The sequence below is a fragment of the Pseudomonas sp. NPDC090752 genome (genome assembly GCF_055584805.1).
In genome coordinates this window covers 354,531-369,100 of record NZ_JBVJLI010000001.1, presented here as the reverse complement: position 1 = coordinate 369,100, position 14,570 = coordinate 354,531, and the positions used below count along the sequence as shown (strand labels likewise).

Genomic DNA, 14,570 nt, shown 5'->3' with positions numbered 1-14,570 from the left:
TTAGCGGCCCTTTTCAATTCAGTCTTGCTGCGAGCCTTCGAACCAGGCCAGCTTCTCGCGCAACTGCACCACTTCCCCGACAATCACCAGGGTCGGTGCATGCACTTCATGCTGGGCCACCAGTGCCGGCAGGTCCGCCAAGGTGCCGGTGAACACCCGCTGATTGCGCGTAGTGCCCTGCTGCACTAACGCCGCCGGGGTAGTGGCCGCTCGACCATGGCGAATCAGCTCGGCGCAGATGGTCGGCAACCCCACCAGGCCCATGTAGAACACCAGGGTCTGGGCCGGCGCCACCAAGTCATCCCAAGGCAGGTTGCTGGTACCGTCCTTGAGGTGACCGGTAACGAAACGCACCGATTGGGCATAGTCGCGGTGGGTCAGCGGAATGCCGCCGTAAGCAGAGCAACCACTGGCCGCGGTAATGCCAGGCACCACCTGGAACGGGATGCCTTGCTCGGCCAGCTCTTCGATCTCTTCGCCACCCCGGCCGAAGATGAACGGATCGCCGCCCTTCAGGCGCAACACACGCTTGCCCTGACGAGCGAGATCGACCAGCAGGCGGTTGATCTGGTCCTGCGGCACTGCATGATCAGCACGGCGCTTGCCCACGTAGATACGCTCGGCATCACGGCGGCACATCTCAATGATCGCTGGTGCTACCAGGCGGTCGTACAGCACCACGTCAGCCTGCTGCATCAGGCGCAAGGCGCGGAAGGTCAGCAAGTCCGGATCGCCCGGCCCCGCCCCAACCAGATACACCTCGCCACCCTGCTGCACCGGAACGCCGTCGACCATCGCCTGCAGCAGCCGCTCGGCCTCGGCACCCTGCCCGGCCAGTTGGCGCTCGGCGATCGGGCCCTGGAACACGGTTTCCCAGAAGCCACGGCGCTGGTTGACGTCCGGGTACAGCGCCTTGACCTTGTGGCGGAATTTCGCTGCCAGGCCGGCCAACTCGCCATAAGTGGACGGAATCCAGGCTTCCAGCTTGGCGCGAATCAAGCGCGCCAGCACGGGGGCGTCACCACCACTGGACACCGCCACCACCAAGGGTGAACGGTCGACGATCGCCGGGAAGATCACCGTGCACAAGGCAGGTGCATCCACCACGTTGACCGGCAGGCTACGCGCCTGCGCATCGGCCGACACCTGGGCATTGAGCCCAGGGTCATCGGTGGCCGCAATCACCAGGCGGCAGCCGAGTAGGTCGGCCGCCTGATAGCCGCGCACCAGCACTTCACCGCCACCTTCACGGGCCAGCGCAGCCAGCTGGCCGTCGACATCCGGCGCCACCACCCGCAGCGCGGCGCCGGCATCGGCCAGCAGGCGTGCCTTGCGCAAGGCAATCTCGCCGCCGCCGACGACCAGCACACGGCCGCCCTGCAGCTTGTGGAACAGCGGCAGGTAATCCATTTAGCGGATGACCTCGACACCGCCCATGTAGGGCTTGAGTACTTCTGGCACAACAATCGAGCCATCGGCTTGCTGGTAGTTTTCCAGCACCGCTACCAGGGTACGGCCCACCGCCAGGCCGGAGCCGTTGAGGGTGTGCACCAGTTCCGGCTTGCCGGTTTCCGGGTTGCGCCAGCGGGCCTGCATGCGGCGCGCCTGGAAGTCACCGCAGTTGGAGCAGGAGCTGATCTCACGGTACTTGTCCTGGCTCGGCACCCATACTTCCAGGTCGTAGGTCTTCACGGCGCCGAAGCCCATGTCGCCGGTGCACAGGGCCAGCACGCGGTAAGGCAGCTGCAGCAACTGCAGAACGCGTTCGGCGTTGGCGGTCAGGCCTTCCAGGGCTTCCATCGACTTGGACGGCTCGACCACCTGGACCATCTCGACCTTGTCGAACTGGTGCTGACGGATCATGCCGCGGGTATCACGACCCGAAGCGCCGGCCTCACTGCGGAAGCACGGCGTGTGGGCAACCAATTTGAGCGGCAGCTGCTTGGCGTCGATGATTTCGCCGGCCACCAGGTTGGTCAGCGACACTTCGGCGGTCGGGATCAGGTAAAAATCAGCTTCGCCTTCGCGGGTGATCTTGAACAGATCTTCCTCGAATTTCGGCAACTGACCGGTACCCTGCAACGCGGGGGCCTGGACCAGGTACGGGGTGTAATGCTCTTCGTAACCGTGCTCGCCAGTGTGCAGGTTGATCATGAACTGCGCCAGGGCGCGGTGCAGGCGGGCAATCGGGCCGCGCAGCACGGCGAAACGGGCGCCAGACAGTTTGGCTGCGGCCTCGAAGTCCAGGCCACCGCTGATTTCGCCCAGGGCGACGTGGTCCTTGATGTCGAAATCGAACGCTTTCGGCGTGCCCCAACGGCGCACTTCGACGTTATCGTCTTCACTTGCACCCACCGGGACGCTGGCGTCCGGCAGGTTTGGAATGGTCAGGACGATGCCGTCCAGTTCAGCCTGGATCTCGTCCAGCTCAACCTTGCCGGCGGCCAGTTCAGCGGCCATGCGCTCGACGTCTGCCATCAGCGGTGCGATGTCTTCGCCCTTGGCCTTGGCCTGGCCGATCGACTTGGAGCGGGCGTTGCGTTCGGCCTGCAGTTGCTCGGTGCGGGTCTGTACCGCCTTGCGGCGCTCTTCCAGCGATTCGATGCGCGCGACATCCAGGCTGAAGCCACGGGAGGCGAGGCGGTCAGCCACTTCCTGAAGTTGGCCGCGTAACAGTTTGGAATCGAGCATGTCGTTCTCTCGTTATGTGTGTAGGTTGGTTCAGAGTCGGGTCAGGGACAGGCCGGCCCAGGTGGCCAGTAGCCCGCCCATCACGCTAATACCGGTATAGCCCACGGCCAGGGGCACTTGCCCACTTTCCATCAAGCGCACGGTATCGAGCGAAAAAGAGGAAAACGTCGTCAGCCCACCCAGGAAGCCGACGATCAGGCCGGCGCGCAGTTCGACCGGCGCCAGCGGCTTGTGTAGAAACAGGCCGTAGAGCAGGCCGATCAGCAGGCAGCCGACCAGGTTGACCGCCAGCGTACCGAGGTAGTAGTGCCGGGGCCAGTGGGCCGTGACCCAGTTCGAGGTGGCGAAGCGCAACAAGGTACCAGCGATACCGCCCGCACTCACTGCGGCGATGAGTGCGATCACGGTTTTCTCCGCTGGCGGGGGCTGTTGCGGTCGAGGTCGGCCAGATGGCGCAGTTTTTCGCCGATCTTCAGCTCCAGTCCGCGGGGCACCGGCTGGTAATACTGGCGTGGTTCGAGCTGGTCGGGGAAGTAGTCTTCGCCTGCGGCATATGCATCGGGCTCATCGTGGGCATAACGGTACTCATCGCCATAGCCCAGCTGCTTCATCAACTTGGTGGGCGCGTTGCGCAGGTGCAGCGGCACCTCCAGCGAGCCATGCTCGGCAGCTTCGCGCAGGGCAGTCTTGAAGCCCATGTACACGGCGTTGCTCTTCGGTGCGCAGGCAATGTAGGTGATCGCCTGGGCCACCGCCAGCTCGCCTTCGGGGCTGCCCAGACGTTCCTGCACGTCCCAGGCAGCCAGGCACAGGCTCAAGGCGCGCGGGTCGGCGTTGCCGATGTCCTCGCTGGCCATGCGCACTACTCGGCGGGCGATATACAGTGGGTCGCAGCCGCCATCGAGCATACGTGCGAACCAGTAGAGAGCAGCATCAGGGTTGGATCCGCGCACGGATTTGTGCAGGGCGGAAATCTGGTCGTAGAAAGCCTCGCCGCCCTTGTCGAAACGACGACGGCTGTCACCAAGCAGGCTTTGCAACATCTCGACGCCAATTTCACTGCCGTCTTCAGCCAGGTCAGAGGCATTTTCGAGGAAGTTGAGCATGCGCCTACCATCGCCATCGGCGGCGGCCATCAACATCTTGAAGGCATCATCACCGACACGCAGGTTGCGCTTGCCCAGGCCCCGCTCTTCGGTCAAGGCGCGGTTGACCAGTTTACGCAGCGCCGGCTCGTCGAGGCTCTTGAGTACATAGACACGCGCACGCGACAGCAAAGCATTGTTTAGCTCGAAGGACGGGTTTTCGGTAGTGGCACCGATGAACAGCAGCGTCCCATCTTCCACATACGGCAGAAACGCGTCTTGCTGCGACTTATTGAAACGATGCACCTCGTCGACGAACAAGATGGTACGCCGGCCATATTGGCCGGCCTGCTGCTTGGCGACCTCGACGGCCTGGCGGATCTCCTTGACCCCTGCCAGCACTGCCGATACCGTTTCGAAGTGCGCATCACAGAACTGTGCCAGCAACCGCGCGAGCGTGGTCTTGCCCACGCCCGGCGGCCCCCAGAAGATCATCGAGTGCAGCGCGCCCTGCTCCAGCGCCTCACGCAGCGGCTTGCCGCGTGCCAGCAGGTGCTCCTGGCCGACGTACTCGTCCAGGTTGGACGGACGCAGGCGGGCAGCCAGAGGCTGGGCAACGGGTTCGCTTCGAAACAGGTCCATGGTGAGCTCAGCTTACTCCTTGATAACGTCCGCGCCTTTCGGGACGTCGAACTTGAACTTGCTGTCCGCCACCGCTTGGTTGGCCTTGACGCCATTGAACAGGATGTTGGTGCGCTGGCCGACGCTGTCGATCAGCTGCATGTCGTTGATCAGGCCTTTGCGGAACGAGACGCGCAGCGAGTCGAACAGGGTGTCCTTGGTCTTGGGCTTGAGGGTGAAGTCAATCACTTCGCCCTGCTCCTTGGAGCTGATGTCGAAGCTCTGGCTGATCTTCGACACGTCACCGGACAGCAACAGCGCCGGCGTCTGGTTCAGGCGCACGTCGAGCTTCTTGATGGTGGCTTGTTCCAGGTCTGGATCCCACAGGGTGACCATCTTGCCATCAGACACCACGACCTGCTCCTGCGGCGCATTGGTGTGCCAGTAGAACAGGCCCGGGCGCTTGACCGTCATCTGGCCAGCAGTCTCCTGCAGGCTGGTACCGTCGGCGCCCAGCGTCAATTGAGAGAAATTGGCCTCGATGGTCTGCGACTTTTCCAGCAACTGGGTCAGGCGCTTCACGTCCAGCTCGCCGGCATGGGCCGACACAGAGCCCATAGCCAGGGCAGAAACCAACAGCATGCGAATCGCGCGCATGGAAATCCTCTTAGCACAGTAAATGAGCCAGGCGCCCTGCAGGCGCCCGGCAAGGTGTTCATCAGTCGCGCGGGCCGCCGGGGGCAATCACTTCCCGCGAGCCGTTGCTGTTCATCGGAGTGACCACGCCAGCCATCTCCATCGACTCGATCATCCGCGCAGCGCGGTTGTAACCGATCTTCAGCTTGCGCTGCACTGCAGAGATGGACGCACGGCGGCTCTCAAGGACGAACTGTACGGCCTCATCATACAGGGCATCGGTTTCGGCATCGTCACCATCGCCACCGCCCCCGCCGCCATCGAAGCCGCTGCCGGCCTCCTCAACGCCATTGAGAATGTCGTCGTTGTAGTCCGGTGCACCGCGCAGCTTCCAGGCCTCGACCGTGCGATGCACTTCGTCGTCGGAGACGAATGCGCCGTGCACACGAATCGGCAGACTGGTACCCGGTGGCATGTACAACATGTCACCGTGGCCGAGCAGCTGCTCAGCACCACCCTGGTCGATGATGGTCCGCGAGTCGATTTTGCTCGATACCTGGAACGCCATGCGGGTCGGGATGTTGGCCTTGATCAGGCCGGTGATCACGTCCACCGACGGACGCTGGGTGGCAAGGATCAGGTGGATACCGGCAGCCCGCGCCTTCTGGGCGATTCGGGCGATCAGCTCTTCGACCTTCTTGCCGACGATCATCATCATGTCGGCGAATTCGTCGACCACCACGACGATGGTCGGCAGCGTCTTCAGCGCTGGCGGCTCGTCGTCCATGCTCTCGCGGCGGTACAGCGGATCGTGAATGATCTCGCCGGCCTCCTGGGCGTCCTTGATCTTGCGGTTGAAGCCGGCCAGGTTACGCACGCCCATGGCCGCCATCAGTTTGTAGCGCCGCTCCATCTCGGCCACGCTCCAGCGCAGCGCGTTGGCAGCGTCTTTCATGTCGGTGACCACCGGGCACAGCAGGTGCGGAATGCCTTCGTAGATCGACAGTTCGAGCATTTTCGGGTCGATCATGATCAGCCGCGCGTCTTCCGGGCCGGATTTGAACAGGATCGACAGGATCATCGCGTTCACACCCACCGATTTACCGGAACCGGTGGTACCGGCTACCAGCAAGTGAGGCATCTTGGCCAGGTCAGTGATCACCGGCTTGCCGCCGATGTCGTGGCCCAGGGCCAGAGTGACCGGCGATTTCTGCTCGTCGTACTGGGGCGTGGCGAGCACTTCGGAGAAACGCACCATCTGCCGGTTTTCGTTGGGGATCTCGATACCCACGGTGGTCTTGCCGGGGATGACCTCGACCACCCGCACGCTGGTCACCGCCAGCGAACGCGCCAGGTCTTTGGCCAGGTTGGCAATGCGGCTGACCTTCACACCGGCGGCCGGCTGGATTTCATAGCGGGTAATAACCGGGCCTGGGTGAATCGAATCTACCGAAACCTCGACGCCGAATTCCTTGAGTTTGATCTCCAGCAGCTGGCCGACACCCGCCAGGGATTCCGGCGAATACTCGATCTTCTTGACCTCGGCCGGGTCAAGGATGGAAATCGATGGCAAGGTGCCTTCAACGGCGCTGTCGACGAACAACGGCGCCTGTTTCTCCTTCATGACCCGCTTGCTCGGCTCTACTGCCTTGGCAGGCGTTGGCGGGATTATCACCGGCGCCACGGATGGTTCACGGCTTATCACCGGCTCGCGGGGCATCTCACGCGGCACCACAGGCTCCCGCGGGGCGGCTGGCCGGACAGGCGGTTCTTCGCGCTCGACCAAGCGTTCGCGCAGCTGGGGCTTGCTCGGCTCACGCTTTTCAGTGGCCTTGGCGCCCAGATCGAAGGCTGGCTCGTCGACCTCACGCAACTGGGCCTCCAGACGCTTGCGCTCGTTGCGCGCCTCCCACCAACGGTTGGCCGCGCCCTGTACCAGTTCAAACAGGTCAAGGGTGATCTTGCCGGTCATGTCCATCACCTTGAACCACGACAGGTCGGTGAACACGGTCAGGCCGAACAGGAACAGGGCAATGAACATCAGCGTGCTGCCCTGCACATTAAGCAGATTGCGCGCCAGGTCGCCGAGGCTTTCACCCAGGGCGCCGCCTGCGGAAAACGGCAGGCTGGCCGGTGGGTGGAAGTGGATATGCGCCAGAGCCGCACCCGACAGTACCAGGAACACCAGGCCGATCAGGCGCCAGGAGAACAGCCAGCCACTCCACTGCCAGGGCTGATGGCGCTCACGGAAAATCTGCCAGGTCTTGATCGCCAGCAGCAGCGGGAAGATATAGGCGAAGTAGCCGAGCACCATGAACAGGATGTCGGAGAAGTACGCACCGGCACGCCCGGCGGCGTTCTGCACCTGGTCAACGTTGCTGGTGTGGCTGAAGCCAGGGTCCGAGGTATCGTAGGTCAGCAGCGCCATCCACAAGTACAGGCACAGGGCGCCGACAGCGATCAACGCACCTTCCTTGAGGCGGTAATGCAGCTGCTGCCGCCACAGGGGCACTGGCAAAGGAGCTGGAGTTGCGGTGGATTTCTTCAAAACGCGTCTATTCCTGCGCGTGCTGCGCGTCCAGTGGTGATCGGCCGGCGCCCGGCCAATGAACCACCACTTTTAACATTACTGCCCGCCGGCCGCCATGGCGGCACGCCGTATGGAGCTTGGCTGGGGGCGACTTTCGTATGACTGCAATTTGAGCATGCATTTTCTTTTGTGACAAAGGCTTATGCTGTGTTTTTGCACAGGTGTGACAGCAAATGTACCAGATGGTGCCTGCAGCCTCACGAATGCGTGGGAAAATGCCTATTGTTTCATCTGAACAGGCCCATTTCCCGGTAAACCTGCGCACGGCATTGACCCCGCCAGCCCGCCTTGCCATGCTGGCCTCTCCCCTCCCCCACCGCACGATAGACCATGCTCACCTGGCTGACCCGCGACTCGCTGACTTTCCCGCCACTGGAAAAGGCCCTGCACGACCCCAACGGCCTGCTCGCCGCCGGCGGCGACCTGAGCCCCGAGCGCCTGGTGCAGGCCTATCGCCACGGCTGCTTCCCCTGGTACCAGGACGGCCAGCCGATCCTCTGGTGGTCGCCAGACCCTCGCACCGTGCTGCTGCCGGACGAACTGCACGTGTCGCGCTCACTGGCCAAGCTGATGCGCCAGGGGCGCTACCAGGTCAGCTTCGACACCGCCTTCCCCGCCGTGATCGACGCCTGCGCCGCACCTCGCGACTACGCCGACGGCACCTGGATCACTGACACCATGCGCAACGCCTACTGCGAACTGCACAAACGTGGCATTGCCCATTCGGTAGAGGTGCGTCAGGACGGCGAGCTGGTCGGCGGCCTGTATGGCCTGGCCATAGGTCGGTTGTTTTTCGGCGAATCAATGTTCAGCCGCGCCGACAATGCCTCCAAAGTCGGTTTCGTAACCCTGGTCAACCACTTGCGCGAGGCCGGCTTCGTATTGATCGACTGCCAGATGCCGACCAACCACCTGCACAGCCTGGGCGCCCGCGCCATCAGCCGCGCCCGTTTCGCCGAGTACCTGGATCGCTACCTGGATCAGCCGAACAGTGCCATCTGGCTCAACTAGGCGAGTTTCTGGAGCTGGCTTACACTTAAAACAAAGTCTCACCGAAGGGGTCGATCATGACAGAGTTGGCGCGATTGAAGTTCTATGCCACTCAGCCCCACTCCTGCAGCTACCTGCCGGACGAGCAGGCGACCACGCTGTTCCTCGACCCCAGCCAGCCAATGGATGTGAACGTGTACGCCGACCTGTCGGAAATGGGTTTTCGGCGCAGCGGCGACCACCTGTACCGCCCGCATTGCCAGAATTGCAACGCCTGCGTACCGGCGCGCATTCCCACCGCGCGCTTCATTCCTAATCGCCAGCAGCGGCGCATCCTCAAGCGCAATGCCGACCTCACCGTGACGGCGGCAAGGCCGGCCTTCAAGGAAGAATATTTCGACCTGTACCGACGCTATATCGAGACCCGCCACGCCGATGGCGACATGTACCCACCCAGCCGCGACCAGTTTTCTACCTTTCTGGTCCGCGACCTGCCGTTCTGCTGGTTCTACGAATTTCGCCTGGCGGGCCGCCTGCTGGCCGTGGCGGTGTGTGACTTGTTGCCAAACGGCCTATCGGCGGTATACACCTTCTATGAACCGGATGAAGAACGGCGCAGCCTAGGGCGTTTTGCCATCCTCTGGCAGATAACCGAAGCCCTGCGCCAAAACCTGGAAGCGGTGTACCTCGGCTACTGGATCAAGAACTGCAAGAAGATGAACTACAAGACCCAGTACCGCCCGATCGAACTGCTGATCAACCAGCGCTGGGTCACCCTCAACTGAAAGCATTGGCTTGACACACTATTTTCCGGCATAATCCACGCCACTTTTTTGCCCGGTGCGGTTATGCGTCGGGCCAACACTGGATACCGAGGGCTCAACTGCATGTCGAAAGAAGACAGCTTCGAAATGGAAGGTACTGTCGTCGACACCCTGCCCAACACCATGTTCCGCGTGGAGTTGGAAAACGGGCACGTCGTAACCGCGCACATCTCCGGAAAGATGCGCAAGAACTACATCCGTATTCTCACTGGCGACAAGGTCCGCGTCGAGCTGACGCCGTACGACCTGAGCAAGGGCCGCATCACTTACCGTGCGCGCTAAGCTCAAGCCATGAAAAAGCCCGGCCATGTGCCGGGCTTTTTTGTGCCTTCAAGATGCAGGTTTGTGGGAGCGGGCTTGCCCCGCGAACACCGGCAAAGCCGGTGCCATGCATCGCAGAGCTAGCTTCGCGGGGCAAGCCCGCTCCCACAGGTGGACTGCTATCAGGCAACCTCGGCCGTCGTCTCGAAGTCGAACACCAGCTCGCCATCGCGCAGGTCGATGTGCACCACGCCACCATGCTCGGCCAGCTCGCCAAACAGGATCTCCTCGGCCAGCGGCCGCTTGATCTTGTCCTGGATAAGCCGCGCCATCGGCCGCGCACCCATCTGCACATCATAGCCAGAGGCCGCCAACCAACCGCGGGCATCGTCACTGACTTCCAGCAACACACGCTTGTCTTCCAGTTGCGCCTGCAGCTCGATGAGGAACTTGTCGACAATGCTCTTGATCGTTTCGTGACTCAGGCGACCGAACTGGATGATGGTGTCCAGACGGTTGCGGAACTCTGGCGTGAAGCTCTTGCGAATGACTTCCATGGCGTCGGACGCATGGTCCTGATGAGTGAAGCCGATCGAAGCCCGCGCCGCCGTTTCCGCACCCGCGTTGGTGGTCATGATCACGATCACATTGCGGAAGTCCGCCTTGCGCCCATTGTTGTCGGTCAGGGTACCGTGATCCATTACCTGAAGCAGCAGGTTGAAGACTTCCGGGTGGGCCTTCTCGATTTCATCGAGCAGCAACACACAGTGCGGCTGCTTGGTAATGGCCTCGGTCAGCAGGCCTCCCTGATCAAACCCGACATAGCCAGGCGGTGCACCGATCAAGCGCGACACCGTGTGCCGCTCCATGTACTCGGACATGTCGAAGCGCACCAGCTCGACGCCCAGTGCCTTGGCCAACTGCCGCGCCGCTTCAGTCTTGCCGACGCCGGTAGGGCCGGCGAACAGGAACGAACCGACCGGCTTGTCAGGTGACTTGAGGCCAGCACGGGACAACTTGATCGCGGTCGCCAGCGAGTCGATCGCCGCATCCTGACCAAACACGGTCAATTTCAGATCACGCTCCAGATTTCGCAGCAACTCCTTGTCGGAACTGGTGACGTGCTTTGGCGGGATGCGCGCAATCTTGGCGACGATATCCTCGACCTGCGGTACGTCGATGCGCTTGACCCGGTTCGCCTCAGGCTGCAGGCGCTGGTAGGCACCCGCTTCGTCGATCACGTCGATGGCCTTGTCCGGCATGTGGCGATCGTTGATATAGCGCGATGCCAGCTCGGCGGCGGCGCGCAGCGCCTCATCGCTGTACTCGATGTTGTGGTGGCTCTCGAAGCGCCCCTTCAGGCCACGCAGGATGCCGACGGTGTCTTCCACCGAAGGCTCGCTGACATCGACTTTCTGGAAACGCCGTGCCAAGGCACGATCCTTCTCGAAAATGCCGCGAAACTCCTGGAAGGTCGTCGAACCAATACAGCGGATTTCGCCAGACGACAGCAGCGGCTTGAGCAGGTTGGAGGCATCCATCACACCGCCCGACGCCGCACCGGCACCGATGATGGTGTGGATTTCATCGATGAACAGAATCGCCTGCGGGCGCTTGCGCAGCTCGCCGAGCAACGCCTTGAAACGCTTCTCGAAATCGCCACGGTACTTGGTGCCCGCCAGCAGCGCGCCAAGGTCTAGGGAATACACCACGCTCTGCGACAGCAGGTCGGGCACCTGGCCATCGACAATGCGCTTGGCCAAGCCTTCAGCGATGGCGGTCTTGCCCACACCGGCCTCACCCACCAGCAGCGGGTTGTTCTTGCGACGGCGAGCAAGAATCTGCGCTACGCGCTCCACTTCCTGCTCACGACCGACCAGCGGGTCGATACGCCCGGCACGGGCCAGTTCGTTCAAATTGCTGGCGTAAGCATCCAGCGGATTGCTTGAGGAAGAGGTTTCGCCCCCTTCCTCGTCCTGCATTTCCTGGTCGCTCTCGGCATGCGAGCCGTGGCCTGGCACCTTGGAAATGCCGTGGGCAATGTAGTTGACCACGTCGATACGGGCCACGCTCTGCTGCTTGAGCAGAAACACGGCCTGGCTTTCCTGTTCGCTGAAGATCGCCACCAGCACATTGGCGCCGGTCACCTCGCGCTTGCCGGAGCTCTGCACGTGGAACACGGCACGCTGCAGCACGCGCTGGAAGCCCAGGGTCGGCTGGGTTTCACGGTCTTCGTCATTGACGGGGATCAGGGGTGTAGTGGAATCGATGAACTCTTGCAGGTCGTGCTTGAGTTTGTCGAGATTGGCGCCACAGGCGCGCAGAACGGTCGCAGCAGCCTCATTGTCAAGGAGTGCCAGCAGCAGATGTTCGACGGTCATGAACTCATGACGTTTCGAACGTGCCTCCTTGAAGGCAAGATTGAGGGTGACTTCGAGCTCGCGGTTTAACATAGCTTCACCTCATACCCAAGTGGTCGGCGATTAACCGTCCTTCTCGATTTCACAGAGTAGCGGATGCTGGCTTTCCCTGGCGTATTGGTTGACCTGCATGGCCTTTGTTTCGGCGATGTCACGGGTAAACAATCCGCACACTGCCCGCCCCTCGGTATGGACGGTCAGCATGATCTTGGTCGCCAGCTCGCGGTTCAAACTGAAGAACGTTTCGAGCACTTCGACGACGAAATCCATCGGCGTGTAGTCATCGTTGAACAAAACCACCTTGTACATCGGTGGCGCCTGCAGGATCGGCTTGGCTTCCTGTACCGCAAGACCTGAGCCGTCGTCCTCATTCGATTGCGGGCGATCCTGATTGAATGTTAGTCGAATCTCGCTACGTGCATGCATGGAAAGAATTTCATCATGATCGTCAGGTTAAGGTTGTGGGTTGACCGCACAGGCCGCCCCCAGCGCACGCGCCGGGCGACCTTGACTATCGGCAAAACGGTGTTACAACCAATAAGAACCCACCGTGGTCGATAAAGATCCGCGCAGTCAACCAGATTTTTCGCAAGGTTCGTATGCGGATGAAGTGGATGATACTCCAGTGATGGAGTCCTTTGCAGAGGGACATAGGGATGGCAAGCGGTAAAGTCAAGTGGTTCAACAACGCCAAGGGCTACGGATTCGTCAATGCCGATGGCGACAGCGAAGATCTCTTCGCCCATTATTCCGCCATCCAGATGGACGGCTACAAGACCCTCAAAGCTGGACAACCGGTGATATTCGACATCGTGCAGGGCCCCAAGGGCAAGCACGCAGTTAACATTTCCGGAAATGCCGCCGCGAAGGCAGAGCCGATGCAGGAGAGCTCCCGCACTCACGTCAACGCCTGACCCGCCCCCTTTTACCGCATACGAAAAACCGGCCGCCTCTTCAGGGAGGCGGCCGGTTTTATAGGGCCTCACATATGCTTGATCATCTCATCGCCAAACCCTGAACTGCCTACCAGCTTCGCCCCTTCCATCAACCGCTCGAAGTCATAGGTCACTGTCTTGGCCCCGATCGCGCCATTGGTGCCCTTGATGATCAGGTCGGCCGCCTCGGTCCAGCCCATGTGGCGCAGCATCATTTCTGCCGAAAGGATTACCGACCCCGGGTTCACCTTGTCCTGGCCCGCATACTTGGGCGCGGTGCCGTGGGTGGCCTCGAACATGGCCACGGTGTCGGACAGGTTGGCGCCCGGCGCAATACCAATGCCACCCACTTCCGCCGCCAGGGCGTCGGACAGGTAGTCACCGTTGAGGTTCAGCGTGGCGATCACGTCGTATTCGGCCGGGCGCAGCAGGATCTGCTGAAGCATGGCGTCGGCGATGGCGTCCTTGACAATGACTTCGCGGCCGGTCCTGGGATTCTTGAACTTCATCCACGGGCCGCCGTCGAGCAGCTCGGCGCCAAACTCGTCGCGGGCCACCTCGTAACCCCAGTCTTTGAAGGCACCTTCGGTGAACTTCATGATGTTGCCCTTGTGCACCAGGGTCAGCGACTCGCGGTCATTATCCACCACGTACTGCAGGGCCTTGCGCACCAGGCGCTTGGTGCCCTCTTTCGACACCGGTTTGACGCCAATGCCGCAATCCTGGTCGAAACGGATCTTGGTGACGCCCATCTCCTCCTTGAGGAACTTGATCACCTTGTTCGCCTCGGGCGAGCCGGCCTTCCATTCGATGCCGGCGTAGATGTCCTCGGAGTTTTCACGGAAGATCACCATGTCGACATCGCCAGGTTTCTTCACCGGGCTCGGCACGCCCTCGAACCACACTACCGGACGCAGGCACACGTAAAGGTCGAGCTGCTGGCGCAGGGCCACGTTGAGCGAGCGAATGCCACCGCCGACCGGCGTGGTCAGTGGCCCTTTGATCGACACGACATAGTCGCGCACCGCATCCAGGGTTTCCTGCGGCAGCCAGGTGTCCTGGTCATAAACCTGGGTAGCCTTCTCCCCTGCGTACACTTCCATCCAGGCGATCTTGCGCTTGCCGCCGTAGGCCTTCTGCACAGCCGCATCGACCACCTTGATCATCACTGGCGAGACATCGACGCCAATCCCGTCGCCTTCGATATAAGGAATGATGGGGTTGTCGGGCACATTGAGCGAATGGTCTGCATTGACGGTGATCTTGGCGCCGTCGGTCGGAACCTTGATTTTCTGGTATCCCATGCTTGCACTACTCCGCTTTCGGGTGTGATTGGACTTCATGCGATCCCACTGAGCCTAAACCACATCCGCCGACCTGCAAGCACTGCGACAACGCACCACATTGCCCCTACGTCTTTGGTCTTATAAATGGCGCCAATGTCACTTGGCCTTGCTGAATAGCCCGAATGGTTTGATATACTGCGCCGCGACCGAAGGGTCATCGGGGCGAAACCC

At 61.6% G+C, this 14,570-nt stretch carries 13 protein-coding genes; 4 read left to right on the top strand and 9 right to left on the bottom strand.

Going from position 1 to position 14,570, the window contains the following annotated elements; translation table 11 throughout:
• Positions 1–18 precede the first annotated feature (18 nt).
• The 6 genes from cysG to ACZ6YA_RS01420 all read right to left on the bottom strand — a co-directional run bounded on the left by cysG (position 19) and on the right by ACZ6YA_RS01420 (position 7,581).
• A complete protein-coding gene (gene cysG / locus ACZ6YA_RS01445) occupies positions 19–1,410 on the bottom strand; it encodes a siroheme synthase CysG (RefSeq protein WP_465894974.1) in 1,392 nt (463 codons plus the stop codon).
• A complete protein-coding gene (gene serS / locus ACZ6YA_RS01440; protein ID WP_465894973.1) occupies positions 1,411–2,691 on the bottom strand; it encodes a serine--tRNA ligase in 1,281 nt (426 codons plus the stop codon). It abuts the gene before it with no gap.
• 30 nt (positions 2,692–2,721) lie between these two features.
• The gene (crcB, locus tag ACZ6YA_RS01435; RefSeq protein ID WP_465894971.1) at positions 2,722–3,096 is read right to left on the bottom strand and encodes a fluoride efflux transporter CrcB; all 375 of its coding nucleotides are present in this window, start codon (positions 3,094–3,096) and stop codon (positions 2,722–2,724) included.
• The gene (locus tag ACZ6YA_RS01430; RefSeq protein ID WP_465894969.1) at positions 3,093–4,418 is read right to left on the bottom strand and encodes a replication-associated recombination protein A; all 1,326 of its coding nucleotides are present in this window, start codon (positions 4,416–4,418) and stop codon (positions 3,093–3,095) included. The genes crcB and ACZ6YA_RS01430 overlap by 4 nt, the downstream gene beginning before the upstream one ends.
• Before the next feature lie 12 nt (positions 4,419–4,430).
• Positions 4,431–5,054 carry an outer membrane lipoprotein periplasmic chaperone LolA gene (lolA, locus tag ACZ6YA_RS01425; RefSeq protein ID WP_465894968.1) on the bottom strand — a complete coding sequence of 208 codons (624 nt, stop codon included), beginning with the start codon at positions 5,052–5,054 and terminating at the stop codon, positions 4,431–4,433.
• Positions 5,055–5,115: 61 nt separating this feature from the next.
• Positions 5,116–7,581 (bottom strand): DNA translocase FtsK, encoded by a 2,466-nt coding sequence (locus ACZ6YA_RS01420; protein ID WP_465894967.1) that lies wholly within the window; start codon positions 7,579–7,581, stop codon positions 5,116–5,118.
• A 372-nt stretch (positions 7,582–7,953) separates the two neighbouring features.
• Between ACZ6YA_RS01420 and aat the strand changes: the two genes are divergently transcribed.
• The 3 genes from aat (at position 7,954) to infA (ending at position 9,719) form a co-directional block, all read left to right on the top strand.
• Positions 7,954–8,634, top strand: a complete 681-nt coding sequence (aat, locus tag ACZ6YA_RS01415; RefSeq protein ID WP_465894966.1) for a leucyl/phenylalanyl-tRNA--protein transferase — start codon at positions 7,954–7,956, stop codon at positions 8,632–8,634.
• Positions 8,635–8,690: 56 nt separating this feature from the next.
• The gene (locus ACZ6YA_RS01410; RefSeq protein ID WP_465894964.1) at positions 8,691–9,398 is read left to right on the top strand and encodes an arginyltransferase; all 708 of its coding nucleotides are present in this window, start codon (positions 8,691–8,693) and stop codon (positions 9,396–9,398) included.
• Between the two features lie 102 nt (positions 9,399–9,500).
• On the top strand, positions 9,501–9,719 hold the full coding sequence (gene infA, locus ACZ6YA_RS01405) for a translation initiation factor IF-1 (RefSeq protein WP_002553999.1): 219 nt from the start codon (positions 9,501–9,503) through the stop codon (positions 9,717–9,719).
• Between the two features lie 161 nt (positions 9,720–9,880).
• Here the strand turns inward: infA and clpA are convergent, their stop codons facing one another.
• Both clpA and clpS read right to left on the bottom strand, forming a co-directional pair.
• On the bottom strand, positions 9,881–12,151 hold the full coding sequence (clpA, locus tag ACZ6YA_RS01400) for an ATP-dependent Clp protease ATP-binding subunit ClpA (RefSeq protein WP_400794318.1): 2,271 nt from the start codon (positions 12,149–12,151) through the stop codon (positions 9,881–9,883).
• Between the two features lie 30 nt (positions 12,152–12,181).
• The gene (gene clpS / locus ACZ6YA_RS01395; protein WP_012315251.1) at positions 12,182–12,544 is read right to left on the bottom strand and encodes an ATP-dependent Clp protease adapter ClpS; all 363 of its coding nucleotides are present in this window, start codon (positions 12,542–12,544) and stop codon (positions 12,182–12,184) included.
• A gap of 230 nt (positions 12,545–12,774) precedes the next feature.
• Between clpS and cspD the strand changes: the two genes are divergently transcribed.
• Positions 12,775–13,032, top strand: a complete 258-nt coding sequence (gene cspD / locus ACZ6YA_RS01390) for a cold shock domain-containing protein CspD (RefSeq protein ID WP_465894962.1) — start codon at positions 12,775–12,777, stop codon at positions 13,030–13,032.
• Positions 13,033–13,100: 68 nt separating this feature from the next.
• Here the strand turns inward: cspD and icd are convergent, their stop codons facing one another.
• Positions 13,101–14,357 (bottom strand): NADP-dependent isocitrate dehydrogenase, encoded by a 1,257-nt coding sequence (icd, locus tag ACZ6YA_RS01385; protein WP_465894961.1) that lies wholly within the window; start codon positions 14,355–14,357, stop codon positions 13,101–13,103.
• Positions 14,358–14,570: the final 213 nt, after the last annotated feature.

Bases quoted from the DNA above. Each gene is read 5' to 3' on its own strand.
- cysG (WP_465894974.1), bottom strand. From the start codon at position 1,410: ATGGATTACCTGCCGCTGTTCCACAAGCTGCAGGGCGGCCGTGTGCTG.
- serS (WP_465894973.1), bottom strand. From the start codon at position 2,691: ATGCTCGATTCCAAACTGTTACGCGGCCAACTTCAGGAAGTGGCTGAC.
- ACZ6YA_RS01430 (WP_465894969.1), bottom strand. From the start codon at position 4,418: ATGGACCTGTTTCGAAGCGAACCCGTTGCCCAGCCTCTGGCTGCCCGC.
- lolA (WP_465894968.1), bottom strand. From the start codon at position 5,054: ATGCGCGCGATTCGCATGCTGTTGGTTTCTGCCCTGGCTATGGGCTCT.
- aat (WP_465894966.1), top strand. From the start codon at position 7,954: ATGCTCACCTGGCTGACCCGCGACTCGCTGACTTTCCCGCCACTGGAA.
- ACZ6YA_RS01410 (WP_465894964.1), top strand. From the start codon at position 8,691: ATGACAGAGTTGGCGCGATTGAAGTTCTATGCCACTCAGCCCCACTCC.
- infA (WP_002553999.1), top strand. From the start codon at position 9,501: ATGTCGAAAGAAGACAGCTTCGAAATGGAAGGTACTGTCGTCGACACC.
- clpA (WP_400794318.1), bottom strand. From the start codon at position 12,151: ATGTTAAACCGCGAGCTCGAAGTCACCCTCAATCTTGCCTTCAAGGAG.
- clpS (WP_012315251.1), bottom strand. From the start codon at position 12,544: ATGCATGCACGTAGCGAGATTCGACTAACATTCAATCAGGATCGCCCG.
- cspD (WP_465894962.1), top strand. From the start codon at position 12,775: ATGGCAAGCGGTAAAGTCAAGTGGTTCAACAACGCCAAGGGCTACGGA.
- icd (WP_465894961.1), bottom strand. From the start codon at position 14,357: ATGGGATACCAGAAAATCAAGGTTCCGACCGACGGCGCCAAGATCACC.